Raw genomic sequence first — 20,144 nt, 5'->3', positions numbered from 1 at the left:
GGGTCTCAGTCGCGGAGTTCGCGGTCGATGCGGTACTCGCTCGAGGTCAGCCAGGCCTCCATTTTCTGCAGGCGGTTGTCGAGCTCGCGGTAGCGACGGTTGAGCTGGCCGACCGAGTCGGTGGGCGAGCGCCGCACTTCCTTCCAGAAGGCCTCCTCGCGCGAGTCCCGGTAGAGGCCGCTGGGCCGCTTGGGAACCAGTACCCACAGCACCAGGTAGCCGATGAGGACGACCGCGGTGAACGGGATCGCCAGGACCACGGTGATGATCCTCAGCGCGGTCAGGTTGACGCCCATCCAGTCACTGATGCCGGCGCAGACGCCACCGATCAGGGCCCGGTTCTTGTTCCGATACAGTCGGTTGCGTGACATGCCGCCGGTCGCTTCGTCTCGGTCATGGTCTCTCATGAGATCCGGTTCCTCCATTCGGGGCTGTCGGCATCGAGGATGCGTTCCAGCGTGTGTATGCGGTCTTCCAGTCGTCGTGCGTTGTCGTTCAGATCCTCCAGCAGAGCCTCATCCTTGCTGCTGATGCGGCGGCTGGCCGAATTGCGCGTGGCGTAGTGCAGGATCAGCCAGATCGGCGCGACGACGGCGACGAAGACGATCAGGGGAACGAACAAGAGGTCTGACATGGCGGGTTACTCCGCGTCCTTGTTGCGACGAGACTTCAGTTCGGCCAGTTCGGCTTCGACGCGCTCGTCGCGCTCGAGATTCCGGAATTCCTCATCCAGCGTCCGGCCCTGTCGGCCCATGGCCAGCACTTCGGCTTCGGATTCGATGTGCTCGATGCGCTTTTCGGCGCTGTCGAAGCGGTCCAGCATTTCATCGATCTTGTCGTTGTAGATGTGCTTGCGGGTCTTGAGCTGGTGGGTGGCCGAGCGATGCCGCATCACCAGGGCACGCTGCCGACCGCGAGCGTCGTTGAGCTTCGCCTGCAGTTTGCCGATGTCGCTGTCGTACTTGGACAGCTGCGATTCGTACTCGTCCAGCTCTTCTTTCAGGTAGTCGATGCGATCGCCCAGGGCCGTCTTCTCGGCCAGCGCACCGCGGGCCAGGTCTTCACGATCCTTCTCCAGTGCGACTTCGGCCTTGCGCGCCCAGTCGATCTGCTGCGCTTCCAGTCGTTTGAGCAGGCGAGCCCGTTCCTTCTTCTCGGCCATGCACTTGGCCGTGGCGGAACGGACTTCCACCAGGGTGTCTTCCATCTCCTGGATCATCAGGCGGATCATCTTTTCCGGATCCTCGGCCTTTTCGAGCGCGGCATTGAGGTTGGCGTTGATGATGTCGCCCATGCGAGAAAATATGCCCATGTTCAGTCTCCTTGGTCGAACCAGTCATGTTGGGTCAGGTCGGGGAGATTTAAGCAATATGCATGCCAAGAAATAATGAGCCTATTTTTCAGTCTGTTGAATCTTCTCCGGTATGTTTGGTGGTGAATTTTACTCGGGTTTGAGTGCATTTTACCTTTCCGGTGATTCGTCGGGCATCGGAACCCAGCGACCTGCCGTGGGTCAATTGTTGGCGGCAGGACAGGATGCCGGATGACGTTTGCATGAATTCAGGCGTCGGATGTCGCGCCTGCCGTGGTCTCGTTGAAGCCGGTCAGGTAGAATGGCCGGCTTGTCGTTTTCTCAATCCTTCCTTCTTGGAGGCAGCATGTACAAGCATTTTCTGGCTCTGGCGCTGATTCTGGCCGCGCCGGCCGCCCTGATGGCCCAGGACCTGGAGTCCGAGTCGGGCAAGCTGGGCTATTCCATCGGTTATGAGTTCGGTGCCGAGCTTCGCAGCTACGACATCGAAATCGATCTGGATTCGGTGTTCCAGGCCGTTCGCGACTCCTATGGAGAGCGCGAACCGCGTCTGGAAGTGGCCGAGATGCGCAGTCTGATGCTCCAGCTTCAGGAGCAGATTCGCCAGGAACGCATGGCCGCCTTCCAGCAGCTGGCCGAGCAGAACCAGGCCCGTGCCGAAGAGTTCCTCGATGACAACCGCACGAAGAACGGCATCGTCGTGTTGCCGAGCGGTGTGCAGTATCGGATCATCGAAGAGGGCGAGGGCGAGCGCCCGAGCGTCGACGACACGGTGACCGTTCACTACCGTGGTTCCAAGACCGATGGCCGCGAATTCGACAGCTCCTTCCGTCGTGGTGTGCCGGCCGTGTTCCAGGTCAATGCCGTGATCGAAGGCTGGCAGGAAGTGCTGCCCCTGATGCGCGAAGGCGCGATGTGGCAGGTGTTTCTGCCGCCCGAGCTGGCCTTCGGCGTTCGCGGCGATCCTCCGATGATCGGCCCGAACGAGGCCCTGCAGTTCGACCTGCGCCTGGTCCAGATCGGTGTGCCCGAGGACTACGAAGCCCAGGCCGGGTCCGCGCCGGGTAACTGATCGGTGGGCGAGCCCATCGCGCCCATCCCGGAGATCGAATCTCCCTGCATCGGGACCTGCACCCTGGGTCCCGATGCGCTTTGCATCGGCTGCTTTCGAAGCGCCGATGAGATCGCGGCCTGGCTCAGCCTGAGCGCCGCGCAGCGCCGCGCGATCATGCGTAGGCTGCCCGAGCGCGGCCAGCGCCTGTTCGATGACGCGCCGGAAGCCTGAAGGCTTCCCGGCCGCCCTGGCCGAGCGTCTCCATCGTCTCGATGTCCCGGATCGGGAGCTCCCGATCCGCGGATTTCCGCCTCCCGATCCGCAGTGGCAACCACGGCCCTCGGCCGTGCTGGTGCCAATCGTGCTCGATGAGCAGCCCGGCGTGTTGCTGACGGTGCGCCACCGGTCCCTGACCAAGCACGCGGGTCAGGTGGCCCTGCCGGGTGGTCGCCGCGAAGCCGATGAACCCTTTCCGCGAGTGACCGCGCTGCGAGAAACCCACGAGGAGATCGGCGTGGCGCCCGAACGCGTGGAGTTGCTGGGCCAGCTCGATCGTGTCGACACGATCAGCCGCTTCCGCATCTCCCCGGTCGTGGGGCTGGTCGATCCCGAGGCCCAGCCGCAGGCCTGTCCGCATGAGGTCAGCCATATCTTCCGCCTGCCTCTCGAGTGGGTGCGGGACCTCGAGCGCTATCGTCGCCACGACGTTCTCCGACGCGGCCAGCGCTTCACGGTCTGGTCCCTGGCGGGCGGGCCCTGGCTGGTCTGGGGAGCGACCGCCATCATCCTCCGGCAGCTCGCCCGGCACCTGAACGAGATCGACTGAAGTCGGGCCCTGATTCAGTCCTCCTCGCGGAGGCCGAACAGCAGCTCGACGGCCGCCTTGTGCTCCGGGCGCAGCATCACATGGACGTGGTCATCGGCTTCGAGCACCGTGTCCGGTCCGACCGGCAGGGCATTGCGACCGCGGACCAGCAGCAGTACATCGGCGCCTTCCGGGAGCGGCAGTCCGGCGGCTCGATGGCCGGTCACGAGGGCCGCCGGGTCGAGGCGGAAGCTGATGATCTGGACGGGCAGGGCTTCGATGGCATTGATTTCCAGCACCGGTGACGGACGTTCGCGGCCGGCGCGTTCCACCTTGAACAGGGCGACCGCCCAGCGCACGGTGGCCCCCGGAATGAGTGCGTTGACCACGACCACGAAAAACACCAGGTGAAACAGCTCCGAAGCCCCCGCGACGCCGGCCAGGACCGGATAGGTGGCGAGCAGAATGGGTACGGCGCCGCGCAGGCCGACCCAGGCGATGAAGCCCGATTCCGGCAGGCGATACCCGAAGGGCGCCAGGCAGAGCAGGACCATCAGGGGACGAGCGATCAGGCCGAGTCCGAGCGCCAGGATCAGCCCCGTCCACGCCGAAGCGGCCAGCAGTTCCGGTATGGCCAGCAGGCCCAGGATGAGAAACATCGAGATCTGGGCCAGCCAGGCCATCGCATCGTGCACGCGCAGGATGCCCGAGCGGTAGGGCAGGCGTCGGTTGCCCAGCATCAGGGCCGCCACGTAGACGGCCAGGAAGCCCGAGCCCATGAACAGGGTCGGCAGGCCGAAAGCCAGCAGCGCCAGGGCCAGGGTCACGGCCGGGTAGAGGCCGGCCGCGGGGACCCGGATCCGCTCGAGCAGCTGGCTGCCCAGCCAGCCGATGGCCAGGCCCGCACCCAGGCCGATGCCGAGCTGCGCGAGGATCTGGATCAGGAAGCCGCCCCACTCGAAGCCGCCGCCTCCGGCCAGCTGGGTCGTCAGGGTCAGGGTCAGAATCACGGCCATCGGGTCGTTCAGCCCGGATTCCAGCTCCAGCGTTGCGCCCACCCGCCGTCGCAGCTGGACACCGGAGCCGCGCAGCGAGGAGAACACCGCGGCGGCATCGGTCGAGGAGACGATGGCGCCGATCAGCAGCGACTCGGTCCAGCCCAGGCCCAGGGCGTGGGCCAGCAGTGCCACCAGCAGGGCCGTGCCGACGACGGCCGCCGTGGCCAGGATGGACGCGGGCAGCAGGTATTGGCGGACCTGGCGAAACGGCGTGTTCAGACCACCGTCGAACAGGATCAGGACCAGACCGACCGTGCCCAGACGGAAGGCCAGATCGAAGTCGACGAAATGCTCGGGTAGCTGGGCGCCGACGAGCAGGCCGATCAGCAGGAAGACCAGCACCACGGGCACCCCGATGCGCTCGGAGGGCCGGCTGAACAGGACGCTGAAGACCAGCAGCAGGCCGGCTGCGGTCAGCAGCAGTGCAGTGGTGGTCGGTTCAGTCTCGAACATGCCCGTCGTGCCCCGTCGCAGAAGGATCCCGAATGCTGGGAATCATCATACGGCATGGCTTCCGCTCCGGGCTTGGCGCGGCGAACGGGAATTGGAGGTCGCCGGGATCAGCGGCGGTTGCGGCGCGGGCGGACTTCGGACCGCAGCGGCCATTCGCCGCCGTTTTCGTCGATCAGGGTCAGCTCGATGTGGTCCCCGAGCTCGAAAGCGCCCTGCGGCTGCATCAGCATCAGGTGGAAGCCACCGGGTGCCAGACTGAGTTTCTCCCCCGGTTGGATTTCCAGGGCCTCGACCCGCCGCATGCGCATCACACCGTCGACCATGCGCATGGTGTGGATCTCGACCCGACCGAAGCGATCACTGCGAGCATCGACCAGGCGAACCGTTTCGTCGCCGGTGTTGGTGATCTCCATGAAGCCGGCCATCATTCGGCCCGGCGGCGCCAGGGGCGACCAGGCGCCCTCGATCCGCAGGGCGCCGGCGGAGAAGGCCGGGCCGGTGAGAATCAGCAGGAACAGAGCGCTCAGCGTGCTTCGGATCATCGGCGTTCGACATCGCGTTTGAAGAATCAGCATTCTCGCATATTCCCCGTGCCCGGCTGGTGACTGCTGTAGTAATCTGTCCGGGTGCTTTTCAAACTGATTGAAGGTCCGTGTTGATGATCGAACGCATATCTCACGTCGATGGCATCGTCGAACTCCGCCTGAACCGCCCGCCGGTCAATGCGCTCAACCCCGGACTGGTGTCCGAGCTGAGCCAGGCCCTGGCCAGCGTCGAAGCCGGCGGGGCCAAGGGCATCGTTCTGTCCGGCAGCCCGGGACTGTTTTCCGCCGGGCTGGATGTGCCCGGCCTGCTGCGTCTGGACGAACGAAGCATGCGAGCCTTCTGGCGTGAGTTCTTCGGTCTGCTCGAGCAGCTGGCGCGTTCGCCGGCCATGATCTGCGCGGCCCTGACCGGGCATAGTCCGGCCGGTGGCACGGTGCTGGCCCTGTTCTGTGATTACCGAGTGCTGGCGAAGGGGGACTACCGCCTGGGTCTGAACGAGGTGCAGGTCGGCCTGGTCGTGCCGCCCGTGATCCATCAGGCCCTGGTTCGCCTGATCGGCCGCTATCCGGCCGAGCGGCACCTGGTGGCCGGCCAGATGATTCCCGCCGAGGATGCGCTGGCCATCGGCCTGGTCGACGAACTGGTGCCCCTCGGCGAGGTGGTCGATCAGAGCGTGCGCTGGCTGCAGTCTCACCTGGACATGCCGGCCCATGCCCTGAAGGCCACCCGTCAGCTCTGCCGGGCGGATCTGGGTGCCTTGTTCGACGACCCCGGGGCGCTCGATATCGATGCCTTCGTCGAGGGCTGGTTCGCTGAAGAAACGCAGGCCACGCTCGAGCGCCTGGTCGAGCGCCTCGGGAAGAAGTCCTGAGGCGACCTGGTCGGCCAGCAAGGCGCCGTTTGCTCGGGCCTTGACCCTTGGGTATGCTGGAGTCGATCGCGCGGCGTCATCACGACCTTGATGCCGCCCGCGTCGTGCCCCTTAGACGAGGAGTTTCGACCATGAGCCAAGCGTCATCCGAGCAGCGCCGGCACCTGCGCTTTCCGCCCGAGGAGTGGGAGATCGCGCTGATCCAATGCAGCGATGCGCCGTTGGGCGAGGACGATTTCAGGCCCGAGATCGCCAGCCTGGTGATGGAGGAATCGCGAGCCGGCTGCGGTCTGGTGACGCTTCGGCGCCAGTTGGCCGATCGCCTCAAGGTCGGAGACCGCTGTCAGGTCAAGGTGGCCAGCCTCGGCATCGTTCTGGCCGAGGTGAAGTGGATTCGTGAGGCCGACGACGACGCGGTTGCCCGCCTAGGCCTGGAATACGTCGAATACTAGTCCAACCGTTCAGTCCTCGGCCGCAGCCAGTTCACGAATGCTGACGGGCAGGGGCACCGATTCCCCGGACTTCTTGTCGATCCAGACCAGGGTGCTCGTGGCATCTGCGTACAGTTCGCCCACGCGGCCCTCGGCGTCAAGCGCGCGTATTTCATGTTCCAGCTTGATGCTGGAACGCCCCGGAGAGAGCGGCTTGAGGCTCACTTCGATACGTGCCGGCCAGACGATGGCCTGCCGGTAGTTGATGTTGATGTTGGCGACCACCGGCCCCGTCTCCGGACCCTGCCAGTGGCTCGGCACCGAATCCATCCATTGGGCCCGGCACTCCTCGATGTAGCGCAGGTAGGCCACGTTGCTGACGTGGTTGAAGGCGTCGAGATCGCCCCAGCGGATGTCCAAGCTTGTGCGAAACTTCCTGGCCATGAACCTGCGACCGAGTGGTGAAAATGGGCGGCGATCATAGCAGATCGGACAGCGAGGGCGAAGCGACCGGTCTGGGCCTCGGGCGGATGCTCGGCTTCGAGTTGGGGCTCGGCGTGCTGGCCCTGCTGCTCGCCTGGGCCTTCGGGGTTTCCTTCGCCGGCCAGTTCGGAGGCGGCTGGGCTGGGACATTGCTGTTCGGCATGTTGGGGACCGTGCCGATGCTGGCGCTCCTGGTCGGACTCGAGTGCAGCAACGCCGCCTGGGTGGAAGCGCTGCGGGGCTTCGTTCGTCGCCATCTCATACCGCTGTTTCAGGGTGTGGGGCCGAGCGGGGTGTTCCTGTTGGCCCTGTCGGCCGGTGTCTGCGAGGAATTGCTGTTCCGCGGCGTGATCCAGACCGGTCTGGCCGGGCCGTTCGGGCCCTGGCCCGCGCTGCTGCTGGCCTCCCTGCTGTTCGGCCTCGCCCACGCCATGACCCGGGCCTATTTCGTGCTGACCACGGTGATGGGTCTGTACCTCGGTCTGCTGCAGATCTGGACCGGCAGCCTGCTGGTGCCGATGCTGGTGCATTTTCTGTACGACTGGGTTGCCCTCGCCTGGCTGCTTCGCGGGCGGCGGGTCGCCCCCTAACGGCTCTTCCTGTTGCCCGCCCGCTTGATGCCCAGTATCGGTGCCAGGTACTCACCGGTCCAGGAGCCCTTCTTCTTCGCGACCTGTTCCGGCCTGCCGGTGGCAATGATGCGTCCGCCGCCCTGGCCGCCCTCCGGCCCCAGGTCGACGATCCAGTCGGCGGTCTTGATGACGTCCAGATTGTGCTCGATGACGACCACCGTGTTGCCTTCGTCGCGCAGGCGATGCAGGACGCTCAAGAGCTGCTTGATGTCGTGGAAGTGCAGGCCGGTGGTCGGCTCGTCGAGGATGTAGAGCGTGTTGCCCGTGTCCCGCTTGGACAGCTCACGCGCCAGCTTGATGCGCTGGGCCTCCCCGCCGGACAGGGTGGTGGCGCTCTGTCCGAGCTGGATATAGCTCAGGCCTACGTCCATCAGGGTCTGCAGCTTGCGCGCCACGGCCGGCACGGGCTCGAAGAAGGGCAGGGCATCCTCGACGGTCATTTCCAGCACTTCGTGGATGGTCTTGCCCTTGTAGTGGACGGTCAGTGTCTCGCGGTTGTAGCGCTTGCCGTGGCAGACGTCGCAGGGCACGAAGATGTCGGGCAGGAAGTGCATTTCGACCCGGATCATGCCGTCGCCCTGGCAGGCCTCGCAGCGCCCGCCCTTGACGTTGAAACTGAAGCGGCCCGGTTTGTAGCCTCGCGCCCTCGCTTCCTGGGTGCCGGCGAACAGCTCGCGGATCGGGGTGAACAGGCCCGTGTAGGTGGCCGGATTGGAGCGCGGCGTGCGCCCGATGGGGCTCTGGTCGATATCCACCACCTTGTCGAACAGTTCCAGGCCACTGTAGCGCTCGAAGGGGGCCGGATTTTCCGAAGCGCCGTTGAGTTCGCGGGCCATCAGGCGGTACAGGGTGTCGTTGATCAGGGTCGATTTGCCCGAGCCCGAGACACCGGTGATGCAGACGAACTGACCCGCCGGAATCTCCAGCGTGACCGACTGGAGGTTGTTCCCGGTCGCCCCCTCGATGCGGAAGATGCGCTGCTTGTCGATCTTGCCGCGCTGCTTCGGAATCTCGATTTCCCTGCGGCCCGAGAGGTAGTCACCGGTCAGCGAGTCCTTGCAGTCGATCAGGCCCTTCGGGTCGCCGGAAAAAACGATCCGACCGCCGTGCACGCCGGGCCCCGGACCGATGTCGACCACGTGATCGGCCGAACGGATGGCGTCTTCATCGTGCTCGACGACGATCACCGTGTTGCCCAGGTCGCGCAGGCGGGTCAAGGTCTCGAGCAGGCGCGTGTTGTCGCGCTGGTGAAGGCCGATGGAGGGTTCGTCGAGCACGTACATGACACCGACCAGACCGGCGCCGATCTGGCTGGCCAGACGAATGCGCTGGGCTTCGCCGCCGGAGAGGGTGTCGGCCTGGCGATCGAGGGTCAGGTAGTCCAGGCCCACGTTGACGAGAAAGCGGAGGCGTTCGCGGACTTCCTTCAGGATCTTGGCCGCGATCTCGCCGCGCCAGCCACCCAGCTCCAGGGCCTCGAAGAAGGCCAGGCACTGTTCGACGGACCAGCTGGAGATTTCGGGCAGGTTGTGATCGTCGATGAACACGTGTCGCGCCGCGCGGTTGAGCCGCTGGCCGTGGCAGGACGGGCAGGCCTGGGTGGAGATGTAGCGTGAGAGTTCCTCGCGCACGATGCGCGAATCGGTCTCGCGATAGCGCCGCTCCAGGTTGGGGATGATGCCCACGAAGGGGTGCTTGCGCGTCTGGCTGCCTCGCTCGGATAGGTAACGGAACGCGATGTTCTCTTTCCCGGAGCCGTGCAGGATGATCTGCTGGACCGTCTCGGGCAGCTCCTCGAAGGGGGTCTCGACGTCGAATCCGTAGTGCCGGGCCAGGGACTGGATCAACTGGAAGTAATAGGCATTGCGGCGGTCCCAGCCGCGCACCGCGCCCCCGGCCAGGGACAGGGCGCGGTTGGCGATGACCCGATCGGGGTCGAAGTACTGGCTCACACCGAGGCCGTCGCAGGCCTCGCAGGCGCCGTTCGGGTTATTGAAGCTGAACATCCGGGGTTCGAGCTCGGACAGGCTGTAGTCGCAGACCGGGCAGGCGAAGCGCGAGGAGAACAGGATTTCCTTCAACTCGTCTTCCGAGCCGGGCATCGGTGCGATCACGGCGACGCCGTCGGCCAGGGCCAGGGCGGTCTCGAAGCTTTCGGCCAGGCGCTGTGCGAGGCCGGTGCCTGCGCCCGGTCCGGAATCGTCGCGGACCTTGAAGCGGTCGACGACGGCTTCGATGCTGTGCTTCTTGCGGAGCTCCAGTTTGGGCAGCTCGTCGTCGAGGTCGATGACCTTGCCATTGACACGAGCGCGCACGAAGCCCTGGGCGCGCAGATTCTCCAGGAGTTGGTGGTGTTCGCCCTTGCGATTCCGGACCACCGGGGCCAGCAGCATCAATCTGCTGCCTTCCGGCAGGGCCAGCACCGTGTCGACCATCTGCGAGACGGTCTGCGCGTCGAGCTGTTCGTCGTGGTCGGGGCAGCGCGGCGTGCCGACGCGAGCGTACATGAGGCGCAGGTAGTCATGGATTTCGGTGACCGTGCCGACGGTCGAGCGCGGGTTGTGGCTGGCCGCTTTCTGCTCGATGGAAATGGCCGGGGATAGCCCTTCGATGTGGTCGACGTCGGGTTTTTCCATCATCGACAGGAACTGCCGCGCATAGGCCGACAAGGACTCGACGTAACGTCGCTGTCCCTCGGCGTAGATGGTGTCGAAGGCCAGCGAAGACTTGCCCGATCCCGACAGGCCAGTGAAGACGATCAGCTGGTCGCGCGGCAGGTCGAGATCGACGTTGGCCAGGTTGTGGGTGCGGGCACCGCGGACGGAGATCGATTTCATGCGAGTCGGACGGACTGAAGACCAAGCCGACTACTATAGCGCTCAGCGTGAATGCGGGGCAAAGAGCAGGGCGTTTCGAAGCGGTCGACCTGTTCGGCTTCGCTACAATGAGCGACTCCACCGATGCACAAGCCAGCCGAATGACCCCCGATTCCCGAGTATTTTCGATCGAGCCGGCCGAGCGCCTGTTCGCCAGCGGCCAGGCGAGCCGGGCCGAGCGCTGGTTGCGCGAGCATGCGGATCAGCCCTTGGCGCGAGCGCGTCTACGCGAATACTGGCTGGTCGAAGGTCGCAAGGCCGAAGTCATGGAGCTGGTGCAGGCCGGCGAGACTCGCCTGGATCGCGCCGTGGAAGCTTTCATTGCCGGACGACCGGCCGAAGCCCTGGCCTGGTGCGACGGCGAGCTGGCCGAGCACCCGGATGACGCCTACGCAGCACTCAACCGCGCGCGCTGCCTGCACAATCTCGGTCAGCCGGCCGAGGCGCTCGAGGCCTTCCGGCGGCTGGTGCAAGCGCATCCCGGGTTGCCCGAAGCCTGGTACTCCTTCGCCCATGCCTTGCGTGCCGCCGGCCACGAGGCGCCGGCCTGCCAGGCCTATGAGGAAGCCTTGAAGCTGGCGCCCGGCCTGCGCGCCGCGCGCTTCAACCTCGGCCTGACCCTGCTCAATCTCGATCGCGCCGAAGAGGCGAAGGCCTGCTTCGAGCGGCTTCTGGACGCGAACGCCGATGACGTCGAGGCCATGGTGCATCTCGGACTGGCCCTGCACATGAACGGCCAGTCCGAGCTGGCCGTTCGCCGCCTGAAACGCGCGCTCATGCACGCGCCTGGCCATCCCCAGGCGCATCGCTTTCTGGCCGGCATCTACAACCAGGCAGGCCACGCCGAGCTGGCGCTGGAGCATCTCGAAAAGGCCCTCGCGGCCCACCCGGACGATCCCGAACTGCTGGCCGAGCTGGCCGATATCCACGAGCTGTCCAGCCGTCTGGATGCCGCCAGGGCGGCGGTCGAGCGTGGGCTGGCGCAAGCGCCCGGGCATCCCCAGCTGCGGCTGATGGCGGCGCGACTGGATCGCCGGGCGGGCAATCTGGAGGCTGCACATTCGAATCTGAGCGCCGTTCGACCCGAGGCCCTGCCGCCGCGTCTGGGTCTGCAGCATGCCCAGGAGGCAGGATTGCTGATGGACCGCCTCGGCAAGGCCGATGAGGCCATGCTCGCCTTCGAACGGGCCAACGAGCTGGCCGGGCGTGACGGGCGCAAGCAGGCAGTCGATCGTCAGGCCTTCGGGCGCGAGCTGGAGCGGATGGGAGACTGGCTGCAGCGCGGCGCGAGCGCCCGGGGCGAGCTGCCTGGCGCGGATCGAGGGGAGGACCTGATCTTCCTGATCGGTTTCACTCGCTCGGGCACGACCCTGCTCGATACCTTCTTCGGCCCGCTGGCCCAGGTGCAAAGCGTCGAGGAAAAGCCCACCTTCGAGCGCCTGATCATCGACGCTGCCCGCCAGGGTGTGGCCTATCCCTTCGATCTGGACGCCATGTCGGTCGACGAGCTCGAAGGGCTCCGTCAGCGCTACCGGCAGCACCTGGGCCGTTTCCTGCCCGCTGGCGGGGCCGAGCGGACCATCGACCGGATGCCTCTGCGTCTGATCCACGCGGCGACACTGGGCCGCCTGTTTCCCGGTGCACGCTTCCTGCTGGCCGAGCGCCATCCCTGCGACGTGGTGCTGAGCAATTTCATGCAGATCTTCGAGCCGGGCGATGCGCTGGTTCACTGTGACACCCTGGCCTCGACGGTCTCGCTCTACGATGCGGTGATGCGGCTGTGGTGGCAGACGGAGCCATTGGTCGCCGATCGCCTGGTTCGGGTTCGCTATGAGGCATTGGTCGCTGATCCGGAAACGGAGCTCAGGCGCTCCTGTGCCGCCCTGGATCTCGAATTCGATCCCGCCATGCTCGAGCAGCGCCACCGGGGATCGTCCGAAAAGCGGGTCAGAACGGCCAGCTACCAGCAGGTCCACGAACCGATCTACCGGCGCGCCGCCAGCCGCTGGGAGCGCTATCGTGCGCATTTCGAACCGCATCTGCAGCAGCTCGAACCCCATGCGGAGCGACTCGGCTATCCGAGCCTGCGCTGAGTCGGTTTTTGCCTGTATTGCCGGTTGACCAAGAGAGGGCCTTCCGGTAGAATTCCCGCTCTTTGCAGCAGCATTTTCTGGAGCAAGCGACATGTACGCGGTTTTTTCCACCGGCGGCAAGCAGTACCGGGCCAGCGAAGGCGACATCGTTCGGGTTGAAAAGCTCGACGCCGACAAGGGCGCAACCATCGAACTGGACCAGGTCCTGATGGTGGGTGAAGGCGACGACGTCCGTATCGGTACCCCGACGGTCGAAGGCGGCAAAGTCACCGCCGAAGTGGTCGATCATGGCCGCGGCGAGAAGATTCGGATCATCAAGTTCCGTCGCCGCAAGCATCACATGAAGCAGATGGGCCACCGTCAGTACTACACCGAAATCAAAATCACCGGAATCGAGGGCTAATCAATGGCTCATAAGAAAGCAGGCGGTTCGACTCGTAACGGCCGCGACTCCAATCCCAAGTTCCTGGGCGTCAAGCGCTACGGCGGCGAGCAGGTCCTGGCTGGCAACATCCTCGTTCGTCAGCGCGGCACCCGCTTCCATGCCGGCAACAACGTCAAGGCCGGCCGCGATCACACCCTGTTCGCGCTGACCGACGGCAAGGTCGTGTTCGAAGAGCGCGGACTGCCGAAGCGCAAGTTCATTTCGATCGTTCCGACCGACTGAACACGCGGTAGCCATCGCACTTGAAAGCCCCGCCTGCGCGGGGCTTTTTTGTAGGGCATCCACGGGTATTCCGGATCCACTGGCAGGTTGCAGTCATGAAATTCGTCGATGAAGCGCGTATCAATGTGGTCGCCGGGAAGGGCGGGCCGGGGGTGGTCAGCTTCCGGCGCGAGAAGTACATCCCGAAGGGCGGGCCGGATGGCGGCGACGGTGGCGCCGGTGGCAGTGTCTGGCTGGTTGCCGATTCGGGCCTGAACACGCTCGCGGACTTTCGCCATGCCCGACACTTCAAGGCCCGTAACGGTGAGCCCGGTGCCGGCCGGGAGCGCTATGGCAAGTCCGCCGAAGACATCGAGATCAAGGTGCCGCTGGGGACCGTGGTCACCGTCACCGAAACCGGTGAACGGATCGGCGAGCTGACCGAGCACGGTCAGCGCCTGCTGGTGGCTCGTGGCGGGCAGGGCGGTCGCGGTAACGTTCACTTCAAGTCCTCCGTCAATCGGACCCCGCGCCAGTGCACGCCAGGCACCCCGGGCGAGGAGCGCGAACTGTTTCTCGAACTGCGGGTGCTGGCCGATGTGGGCCTGCTCGGCTTTCCGAATGCCGGCAAGTCCACCCTGATCAGTGCCGTTTCCGCGGCCCGCCCGAAGGTGGCCGACTATCCCTTCACCACCCTGCATCCCAATCTCGGCGTGGTCAGTCTCGAACCCGGGCGCAGCTTCGTGATCGCCGATATCCCGGGCATCATCGAAGGGGCGGCAGAAGGCGCCGGCCTTGGAATTCGCTTTCTCAAGCATCTCAAGCGGACCCGCCTGCTGCTGCACCTGGTCGACATCGCCCCGATCGATCAATCCGATCCGGTCGCCCAGGTCAGAGCCCTGGAGGACGAACTGCGGCGCTTCGATGCGGAGCTGGCCGAGCGTGAGCGCTGGCTGGTGCTGACCAAGATCGATCAGCTCGATCCCGAGGAAGCGGAAGCTCGTTGTCGGGACATCGTCCAGGGCCTGGACTGGCAGGGGCCGTGGTTCGCGATCTCCGCCGTGGCCCGGCAGGGGCTGGAGCCGCTGGTCGGTCAGATCATGGTCCACCTGGAGGCCGTGGCGCGCGATCGCAGCCAGGATGATGTGGGGACTGACGACGGCGATGAGGCAGAGCCGCCGACCGAGGACTGATCGAAACGAAGGTCGCTCACGACGGCGCTGCTATCATCTCGCTCCGGTGTATTTCTCAGCGGAGACGATCCATGAAAGCCCTGTTCATCCTTATTCTCTCCAGCGTGCTGATGGCCTGCGGCCAGGCCAGCGAGTCCGGCGAGACCCCAGTGACTCCTGCGGCCAGCCCGGAACCTGCGGCGACGGGTGCGCAAGCCGCGACGCCCGAATCGGCACCCGCGCAGCAAGCGCAGCCCGAGCCCGAGCCGGCTGCGGCCGCAGCGGCTCCGACCGGCCCCGAGGAAAGCCGCGACCCCAACGCGCCGCAATTCGAGGCCGCCTTCGAAGGCCAGACCCGCGCGCCGCGTCCCGCGACGACCGAAGACTGGACTCGGGAAGTGCTGGTCGACCGCCTCGACCATCCCTGGGCCCTGGCCTTCCTGCCCGACGGCAGCCTGCTGGTCACGGAGCGGCCGGGTCCGCTGCGTCACGTCACGCTCGACGGCGCGGTGTCCGAGCCGATCGCCAACGTGCCCGAGGTCCATGCGCATGCCCAGGGCGGGCTGCTGGACGTGGCCGTGGCGCCGGATTTCGAGCAATCCCGCACGATCTACCTGAGCTTTGCCCAGCCCGACGGTGAGGCCAGCCGCACGGCCGTGGCGCGGGCCCGCCTGAGCGAGGATGCCAGTGCCCTGGAGGATGTCGAGGTGATCTTCCACCAGGACCCCTCCTGGTCTTCGCGTGGGCACTTCGGCTCGCGCATCGTCTTCCGTCCGGACGGCACCCTGTTCGTGACCCTCGGCGACCGCATGAATCCCGAGATCCGGACCGAAGCCCAGAACCCGATGAACCACATCGGCGCGGTGGTCCGGATCAACGCCGATGGCTCGGTTCCGGCCGACAACCCCTTTGCCGACGGCGAGAACGGCGCGCCCGAAGTCTGGTCCTATGGACACCGCAATATCCAGGCGGCCGCGCTGCGCCCCGGGACCGATCAGCTCTGGACCATCGAACATGGTCCGCGCGGTGGTGACGAACTGAACAATCCACAGCCCGGCCTGAACTATGGCTGGCCGACGATCGGCTACGGCATCGAATACCGGGGTGACGAGATCGGGGAGGGGATCACTCAGATGGAAGGCATGGAACAGCCGGTCTACTACTGGGACCCGGTGGTCGCGCCCTCGGGCCTGATCTTCTACACCGGCGATGCCTTCCCGGCCTGGGTTGGTGATGCCTTCGTCGGCGGTCTGGCCACCCGGCGTCTCTCTCGCCTGGTCTTCGACGGCGATCGTGTCGTCGGCGAGGAATGGCTGAACATCGGCGAGCGCGTGCGCGATGTCGCGCAGGGTCCCGACGGCGCCATCTATCTGGTGACCGATGAGGACAACGGCAAACTGATGCGAATCGTGCCGGCCGAATGATCGACGTCGCGCCCGGCACCGCGGCGCTCGCTCGCGGTGCCGGGCTTTCGACCCGGGCGGATTGCGCTCTATAATCGAGCCATACTCCACCGTACAGTGCTCCCCGTGACCGACGTCAAAGCCGCCTATCCGCACCTGTTCCAGCCGCTCGAGCTGGGCCACATCACCCTTCCCAACCGCATCCTGATGGGGTCCATGCACACCGGTCTCGAGGATCGGGTCTGGAACTGGCCCAAGCTCAGCGCCTACTTCGTCGAGCGCGCCCTCGGCGGGGCCGGTCTGATGGTGACCGGCGGCATCGCCCCGAACCGGCGTGGCTGCCTGGCGCCATTGGCGTCCAAGCTGACCAATCGCTGGGAAGTGCGGCGCCATCGGGCCATGACCGAGGCCGTCCATGAAGCGAACGGTCGGATCTGCATGCAGATCCTGCACGCGGGGCGCTATGGTTACCATCCCTTCTCCGTGGCGCCCTCGGCGATCAAGGCACCGATCAATCCGTTCAAGCCCAAGGCCCTGTCGGATCGTGGTGTCGAGGCTCAGATCCGCGATTTCGTGCGCTGCGCGCGCCTCGCCCAGAAAGCGGGCTACGACGGCGTCGAGGTGATGGGTTCGGAAGGCTATTTCATCAACCAGTTCCTGGTGCCGCGCACCAACCACCGCAAGGATCGCTGGGGGGGCAGCTTCGAGAATCGCATGCGCCTGCCCGTCGAGATCGTGCGTCGTGCTCGCGAGGCCGTCGGCCCGGATTTCATCATCATCTACCGCCTGTCCATGCTCGACATGCTGGCCGATGGCAACTCCTGGGAAGAAGTCGTCGCCCTGGGGCAGGCCATCGAGCAGGCCGGCGCCAGCCTGATCAACACGGGCATCGGCTGGCACGAGACGCGCATCCCGACCATCGCGACCACGGTGCCGCGCGCGGCCTTCACCTGGGTGACCGCCAAGCTGCGGGGTTCGGTCTCGGTGCCGCTGGTCACGACCAATCGGATCAACATGCCGCACACGGCCGAGGCCGTGCTGGCGCGGGGTGATGCGGACATGGTGTCCATGGCGCGCCCGTTGCTGGCCGACCCCGAGTGGGCCAACAAGGCTCGCACGGGGCGCGCCGACGAGATCAACACCTGCATCGGCTGCAACCAGGCCTGCCTCGACCACGTCTTCGAGAACAAGACCGCCAGCTGTCTGGTCAACCCGCGCGCGGCCCATGAGACCGAACTGAAGATCGAGAAAGCGAGCGCGCCGAAGCGCGTGGCGGTCGTCGGTGCCGGCCCGGCCGGCCTGGCCGCCGCCACCACGGCGGCAACGCGGGGGCACGAGGTGGTGCTGTTCGATCGCGAAGACCGGATCGGTGGCCAGTTCAATATGGCCAAGCGGGTGCCCGGCAAGGAGGAGTTCGTCGAGACCCTGCGTTACTTCGCTCGTCAGATCGAATTGCTGGGGATCGATCTCCGCCTGAACACCGAGGTCGACGCCGCGTCCCTGGTCGCCGAAGGCTTCGACGAGGTGATCGTGGCGACGGGCGTGACGCCGCGCGATCCGAAGATCCCGGGGCAGGATCACCCTTCGGTACTGAGCTACCTCGACGTGCTCAAGCACGGGAAGCCCGTCGGTCAACGCGTGGCGGTGATCGGCGCCGGTGGCATCGGCTTCGATATCAGCGAATTCCTGGTCCATGGGGAGGTGCCCGCGGAGCCCGATCCGGACGAACCTCGCCCCGAGGACTTCTTCCGACACTGGGGCGTCGATACGGAGCTCGAGCGTCGCGGTGGCGTCGAGGGATTGAAGCCCGAATTCCCCGCACCGGCGCGGCAAGTCACCCTGCTGCAGCGCAAGAGTTCCAAGCCCGGCGCCGGCCTGGGCAAGACCACCGGCTGGATCCACCGGACCTCGCTCAAGCAATACGGCGTCAGGATGCTGTCCGGCGTCAGCTACGAGCGCATCGACGATGAGGGCCTGCACATCCGAATCGGTGAAGACGCGCAATGTCTGAATGTGGACAACGTGATCATCTGTGCCGGTCAGCTGCCGAACCGGGGTCTGGCCGATGCCCTGGCCGAGCAGGGCATCGAATGCCATCTGATCGGCGGGGCCGATGTGGCCGCCGAGCTCGACGCCAAGCGGGCGATCGATCAGGGTACGCGACTGGCGGTATCGCTCTAGACCGTCGGCCCTGGCGGTCCTCCGTGGGCCCGGACGGAATCGGTACAATGGGCCCCTGATCCTTCGGACGGGGTGTCCCGATGGCCGACCAATTCCGACGCTTCCTCTGGCTGTTCCTGGCCACGGCCCTGCTCGCCGGTGGCGCCGAGCTTTCGGCTGGCACGCCGGCCTGCACCGATACCGCCGGCACCATCGTGTACCTGGTTCGCCACGCCGAGAAAGGCGACGGTGAGAATCCGGGCCTGACCGAGGAAGGCCAGGCGCGGGCCGAGGCGCTGGCCCACACGCTGGCGGAGGTGCACCTCGACGGAATCCATGTCACCGAGCTGCGTCGAACCGGTGACACGGCCGCGCCGACGGCGCGAACCCATGGCCTGGAGCCGGTGGTGCACTCGGTCGTCGGCCTCGATCTCGAGGCGCATGTCCAGGCCATCGCCGAGGCCGTGCAGCGGGAGCATTGCGGGGGCAGTGCCCTGGTCGTCGGCCATAGCAACACCATCCCGGCGATCGTTACCGCGCTCAGCGGGCGCCCCCAGGCGCCGATGACCGAGGCCGACTACGACGGTTTCTTCCAGGTGCGTCTGCGGCCCGACAGGCCCAGCGATGTGCTTCTCACCCACTATGGCGCCCCGCATCGTGCGGAACCGGACGAGGGTCGCTGAGATGGCCACGGGTTGGGCGCGCGACGGCGCCGTGCAGGACCAGATCGACGCCACGGTGGACGATGCCGTGCGCCGCGCGCGGGCCAAGCTGGCTTCAGGCCCGTCCCGCCGTGACTGCGAGGAATGCGGTGAAACGATTCCCGAAGCTCGGCGCCAGGCGATTCCCGGGGTTCGCTATTGCGTGGCCTGCCAGGCCGAGCTGGACGAGGCCGAGCAGGGTCGGTCGGCCTACAATCGGCGCGGCAGCAAGGACAGCCAGCTTCGCTGAAGCCGTCGCCTCGGCTCCTCGCTTGCGTATTCAAGGGGTAAGCGCAACGTATCGGAGACAACGGATGCCCGGGTACCTCATGCTTTCTCGCAGGGTCTTTCTCGCATGTCTGCTGCTCCTGCCCGCCGGGCTATGGGCGCAAGCCGTTCAAGTCAGCGGGAGCGGAGGCTTCGATTACCAGGCCGATGTGATCCAACCCTGGGGTTCGTCCGGTGAGCGAGTGGCAGTGTTCGAGCGCCTGAACCCCGCGACCCTGTCCGGGGATCTCTACCTGACCCGTTCCAGTGATCATGGAGCCAGCTGGACCCCGCCGGTCGCGATCGTCAGCGGCTCGGCGAACCAGCGTCACGCCAGCCTCGTGCAGACCGGCGTGACCCAATTCCAGTTGTTCTTCCTGTCCAATGGCAGTGGCGGATTCCGCATCCATCGGGCCAGTTCCACCGATCTGCTCGACTGGACCGAGCACGGCCCCATCGAGCTCGGCTGGCCGAACGCCGGCGAGATCAACCCGCAGGTGATCCGGCGCCCCGATGGCGTGCTGCTGATGGTCTATCACCGCCTGTCCGGTCCGGCCTACATCGCCCGCTCCGATGATCAGGGCCTGAGCTGGGACACCCATCGGATTCAGATCTCACCCGGCAGCGCGGCCCTTCCGCGCCTGACCTACCGGCCCGAGGATGGCATGCATCTGCTGGTCTACCAGACCAACCCGGGAAACAACCAACTCGAACTCTGGGCCCGCAGAACCCAGGACCCGGCAGCCTGGAGCGAAGCACCGGGACGGATCGTGACCGATGGCAACAATCATGACGCCTGGCCCATCGTGATGAGGGATGGTCGCTTTCGCGTCTGGTGGGCACGCGTGATCGATGGCAGCTTCCAGGTCGTCTCCAGCGACTCACAGAGCGGCGCCGCCTGGTCGCCCCCGGTGCAGCGTATCGAGCGGCCGGGTCTGGCGAATATCCAGCCGCGCGTGCTGGTGCTCGACGATGGCCTGTTCGACCTCTATTGGGGTGGCGCCAGCAATGGCGCGGGCAGCGACTACGACATCCTGCGTGACCGTGTCCTCGACGATCTTCGATTCTCCGATCGCTTCGCCACGCCTTGACCGTCCGAGCTTGGACAGCGCTTTTTCTGGAAATTCTCGGTTCGGCTCGGAACGTCATTTTGCGTCTTGAGCCCAATGCTGCGATACTGA

The 20,144-nt window shown here is 65.9% G+C and carries 22 protein-coding genes; 15 read left to right on the top strand and 7 right to left on the bottom strand.

Features of this window, described 5'->3' with window-relative positions:
• Nucleotides 1–5 precede the first annotated feature (5 nt).
• Genes pspC through pspA form a run of 3 tightly spaced genes read right to left on the bottom strand, consistent with a single transcriptional unit; the run spans nt 6 to nt 1,312 of the window.
• Entirely contained in the window at nt 6–371 is a 366-nt protein-coding gene (pspC, locus tag WM2015_RS10175; protein WP_169751148.1) for an envelope stress response membrane protein PspC, read from the bottom strand.
• Nucleotides 372–403: 32 nt separating this feature from the next.
• Complete coding sequence (gene pspB, locus WM2015_RS10170) at nt 404–634, bottom strand: envelope stress response membrane protein PspB (protein WP_049725942.1); 231 nt, start codon at nt 632–634, stop codon at nt 404–406.
• Nucleotides 635–640: 6 nt separating this feature from the next.
• Nucleotides 641–1,312, bottom strand: a complete 672-nt coding sequence (pspA, locus tag WM2015_RS10165; protein ID WP_049725941.1) for a phage shock protein PspA — start codon at nt 1,310–1,312, stop codon at nt 641–643.
• A 346-nt stretch (nt 1,313–1,658) separates the two neighbouring features.
• Here pspA and WM2015_RS10160 point away from each other — a divergent pair, with 346 nt between their 5' ends.
• Genes WM2015_RS10160 through WM2015_RS10150 form a run of 3 tightly spaced genes read left to right on the top strand, consistent with a single transcriptional unit; the run spans nt 1,659 to nt 3,192 of the window.
• Nucleotides 1,659–2,384, top strand: coding sequence for an FKBP-type peptidyl-prolyl cis-trans isomerase (locus tag WM2015_RS10160; RefSeq protein WP_049725940.1), 726 nt, complete (start codon nt 1,659–1,661; stop codon nt 2,382–2,384).
• A gap of 3 nt (nt 2,385–2,387) precedes the next feature.
• Nucleotides 2,388–2,597, top strand: a complete 210-nt coding sequence (locus WM2015_RS10155) for a DUF1289 domain-containing protein (protein ID WP_156201072.1) — start codon at nt 2,388–2,390, stop codon at nt 2,595–2,597.
• A complete protein-coding gene (locus WM2015_RS10150) occupies nt 2,578–3,192 on the top strand; it encodes a CoA pyrophosphatase (RefSeq protein ID WP_049725939.1) in 615 nt (204 codons plus the stop codon). The genes WM2015_RS10155 and WM2015_RS10150 overlap by 20 nt, the downstream gene beginning before the upstream one ends.
• Before the next feature lie 14 nt (nt 3,193–3,206).
• Here WM2015_RS10150 and WM2015_RS10145 read toward each other — a convergent pair whose 3' ends face one another.
• Nucleotides 3,207–4,682, bottom strand: a complete 1,476-nt coding sequence (locus WM2015_RS10145) for a potassium/proton antiporter (RefSeq protein ID WP_049725938.1) — start codon at nt 4,680–4,682, stop codon at nt 3,207–3,209.
• Nucleotides 4,683–4,789: 107 nt separating this feature from the next.
• Nucleotides 4,790–5,224 carry a copper chaperone PCu(A)C gene (locus WM2015_RS10140; RefSeq protein ID WP_049725937.1) on the bottom strand — a complete coding sequence of 145 codons (435 nt, stop codon included), beginning with the start codon at nt 5,222–5,224 and terminating at the stop codon, nt 4,790–4,792.
• Between the two features lie 116 nt (nt 5,225–5,340).
• Here WM2015_RS10140 and WM2015_RS10135 point away from each other — a divergent pair, with 116 nt between their 5' ends.
• The gene (locus WM2015_RS10135) at nt 5,341–6,099 is read left to right on the top strand and encodes an enoyl-CoA hydratase/isomerase family protein (RefSeq protein WP_049725936.1); all 759 of its coding nucleotides are present in this window, start codon (nt 5,341–5,343) and stop codon (nt 6,097–6,099) included.
• A gap of 131 nt (nt 6,100–6,230) precedes the next feature.
• Complete coding sequence (locus tag WM2015_RS10130; RefSeq protein WP_049725935.1) at nt 6,231–6,551, top strand: hypothetical protein; 321 nt, start codon at nt 6,231–6,233, stop codon at nt 6,549–6,551.
• 9 nt (nt 6,552–6,560) lie between these two features.
• On the opposite strand, the gene WM2015_RS16040 is transcribed toward WM2015_RS10130, so the two are convergent.
• The gene (locus WM2015_RS16040) at nt 6,561–6,974 is read right to left on the bottom strand and encodes an acyl-CoA thioesterase (protein WP_260318591.1); all 414 of its coding nucleotides are present in this window, start codon (nt 6,972–6,974) and stop codon (nt 6,561–6,563) included.
• 23 nt (nt 6,975–6,997) lie between these two features.
• Between WM2015_RS16040 and WM2015_RS10120 the strand changes: the two genes are divergently transcribed.
• On the top strand, nt 6,998–7,603 hold the full coding sequence (locus WM2015_RS10120) for a CPBP family intramembrane glutamic endopeptidase (RefSeq protein WP_049725933.1): 606 nt from the start codon (nt 6,998–7,000) through the stop codon (nt 7,601–7,603).
• On the opposite strand, the gene uvrA is transcribed toward WM2015_RS10120, so the two are convergent.
• Nucleotides 7,600–10,482: an excinuclease ABC subunit UvrA gene (gene uvrA, locus WM2015_RS10115; protein WP_049725932.1), complete on the bottom strand. Its 2,883-nt coding sequence runs from the start codon at nt 10,480–10,482 to the stop codon at nt 7,600–7,602. The genes WM2015_RS10120 and uvrA overlap by 4 nt on opposite strands.
• Nucleotides 10,483–10,622: 140 nt before the next feature.
• Between uvrA and WM2015_RS10110 the strand changes: the two genes are divergently transcribed.
• From WM2015_RS10110 to WM2015_RS10070, 9 genes are all read left to right on the top strand, one after another.
• Complete coding sequence (locus tag WM2015_RS10110; RefSeq protein ID WP_169751147.1) at nt 10,623–12,614, top strand: tetratricopeptide repeat-containing sulfotransferase family protein; 1,992 nt, start codon at nt 10,623–10,625, stop codon at nt 12,612–12,614.
• Between the two features lie 91 nt (nt 12,615–12,705).
• The gene (gene rplU / locus WM2015_RS10105; RefSeq protein ID WP_049725930.1) at nt 12,706–13,017 is read left to right on the top strand and encodes a 50S ribosomal protein L21; all 312 of its coding nucleotides are present in this window, start codon (nt 12,706–12,708) and stop codon (nt 13,015–13,017) included.
• 3 nt (nt 13,018–13,020) lie between these two features.
• On the top strand, nt 13,021–13,281 hold the full coding sequence (rpmA, locus tag WM2015_RS10100) for a 50S ribosomal protein L27 (protein ID WP_049725929.1): 261 nt from the start codon (nt 13,021–13,023) through the stop codon (nt 13,279–13,281).
• Between the two features lie 95 nt (nt 13,282–13,376).
• The gene (gene cgtA, locus WM2015_RS10095; protein WP_049725928.1) at nt 13,377–14,453 is read left to right on the top strand and encodes an Obg family GTPase CgtA; all 1,077 of its coding nucleotides are present in this window, start codon (nt 13,377–13,379) and stop codon (nt 14,451–14,453) included.
• A gap of 71 nt (nt 14,454–14,524) precedes the next feature.
• On the top strand, nt 14,525–15,856 hold the full coding sequence (locus WM2015_RS10090; RefSeq protein ID WP_049725927.1) for a PQQ-dependent sugar dehydrogenase: 1,332 nt from the start codon (nt 14,525–14,527) through the stop codon (nt 15,854–15,856).
• Between the two features lie 105 nt (nt 15,857–15,961).
• Nucleotides 15,962–18,016, top strand: a complete 2,055-nt coding sequence (locus WM2015_RS10085) for an NADPH-dependent 2,4-dienoyl-CoA reductase (RefSeq protein ID WP_049725926.1) — start codon at nt 15,962–15,964, stop codon at nt 18,014–18,016.
• Nucleotides 18,017–18,096: 80 nt separating this feature from the next.
• The gene (locus WM2015_RS10080; RefSeq protein ID WP_049725925.1) at nt 18,097–18,678 is read left to right on the top strand and encodes a SixA phosphatase family protein; all 582 of its coding nucleotides are present in this window, start codon (nt 18,097–18,099) and stop codon (nt 18,676–18,678) included.
• A gap of 1 nt (nt 18,679) precedes the next feature.
• The gene (locus WM2015_RS10075; RefSeq protein ID WP_049725924.1) at nt 18,680–18,946 is read left to right on the top strand and encodes a DksA/TraR family C4-type zinc finger protein; all 267 of its coding nucleotides are present in this window, start codon (nt 18,680–18,682) and stop codon (nt 18,944–18,946) included.
• A 79-nt stretch (nt 18,947–19,025) separates the two neighbouring features.
• Nucleotides 19,026–20,054 carry a sialidase family protein gene (locus WM2015_RS10070; RefSeq protein ID WP_169751146.1) on the top strand — a complete coding sequence of 343 codons (1,029 nt, stop codon included), beginning with the start codon at nt 19,026–19,028 and terminating at the stop codon, nt 20,052–20,054.
• The last annotated feature ends 90 nt before the right edge of the window (nt 20,055–20,144 follow it).

The organism is Wenzhouxiangella marina (genome assembly GCF_001187785.1).
Lineage (GTDB): Bacteria > Pseudomonadota > Gammaproteobacteria > Xanthomonadales > Wenzhouxiangellaceae > Wenzhouxiangella > Wenzhouxiangella marina.
Note: the sequence above shows the minus strand (reverse complement) of the source record. Positions and strands in the feature narration are given on the sequence as shown.

Bases quoted from the DNA above. Each gene is read 5' to 3' on its own strand.
- pspC (WP_169751148.1), bottom strand. From the start codon at position 371: ATGTCACGCAACCGACTGTATCGGAACAAGAACCGGGCCCTGATCGGT.
- pspB (WP_049725942.1), bottom strand. From the start codon at position 634: ATGTCAGACCTCTTGTTCGTTCCCCTGATCGTCTTCGTCGCCGTCGTC.
- pspA (WP_049725941.1), bottom strand. From the start codon at position 1,312: ATGGGCATATTTTCTCGCATGGGCGACATCATCAACGCCAACCTCAAT.
- WM2015_RS10160 (WP_049725940.1), top strand. From the start codon at position 1,659: ATGTACAAGCATTTTCTGGCTCTGGCGCTGATTCTGGCCGCGCCGGCC.
- WM2015_RS10150 (WP_049725939.1), top strand. From the start codon at position 2,578: ATGACGCGCCGGAAGCCTGAAGGCTTCCCGGCCGCCCTGGCCGAGCGT.
- WM2015_RS10145 (WP_049725938.1), bottom strand. From the start codon at position 4,682: ATGTTCGAGACTGAACCGACCACCACTGCACTGCTGCTGACCGCAGCC.
- WM2015_RS10140 (WP_049725937.1), bottom strand. From the start codon at position 5,224: ATGATCCGAAGCACGCTGAGCGCTCTGTTCCTGCTGATTCTCACCGGC.
- WM2015_RS10135 (WP_049725936.1), top strand. From the start codon at position 5,341: ATGATCGAACGCATATCTCACGTCGATGGCATCGTCGAACTCCGCCTG.
- WM2015_RS10130 (WP_049725935.1), top strand. From the start codon at position 6,231: ATGAGCCAAGCGTCATCCGAGCAGCGCCGGCACCTGCGCTTTCCGCCC.
- WM2015_RS16040 (WP_260318591.1), bottom strand. From the start codon at position 6,974: ATGGCCAGGAAGTTTCGCACAAGCTTGGACATCCGCTGGGGCGATCTC.
- WM2015_RS10120 (WP_049725933.1), top strand. From the start codon at position 6,998: ATGGGCGGCGATCATAGCAGATCGGACAGCGAGGGCGAAGCGACCGGT.
- uvrA (WP_049725932.1), bottom strand. From the start codon at position 10,482: ATGAAATCGATCTCCGTCCGCGGTGCCCGCACCCACAACCTGGCCAAC.
- WM2015_RS10110 (WP_169751147.1), top strand. From the start codon at position 10,623: ATGACCCCCGATTCCCGAGTATTTTCGATCGAGCCGGCCGAGCGCCTG.
- rplU (WP_049725930.1), top strand. From the start codon at position 12,706: ATGTACGCGGTTTTTTCCACCGGCGGCAAGCAGTACCGGGCCAGCGAA.
- rpmA (WP_049725929.1), top strand. From the start codon at position 13,021: ATGGCTCATAAGAAAGCAGGCGGTTCGACTCGTAACGGCCGCGACTCC.
- cgtA (WP_049725928.1), top strand. From the start codon at position 13,377: ATGAAATTCGTCGATGAAGCGCGTATCAATGTGGTCGCCGGGAAGGGC.
- WM2015_RS10090 (WP_049725927.1), top strand. From the start codon at position 14,525: ATGAAAGCCCTGTTCATCCTTATTCTCTCCAGCGTGCTGATGGCCTGC.
- WM2015_RS10080 (WP_049725925.1), top strand. From the start codon at position 18,097: ATGGCCGACCAATTCCGACGCTTCCTCTGGCTGTTCCTGGCCACGGCC.
- WM2015_RS10075 (WP_049725924.1), top strand. From the start codon at position 18,680: ATGGCCACGGGTTGGGCGCGCGACGGCGCCGTGCAGGACCAGATCGAC.
- WM2015_RS10070 (WP_169751146.1), top strand. From the start codon at position 19,026: ATGCTTTCTCGCAGGGTCTTTCTCGCATGTCTGCTGCTCCTGCCCGCC.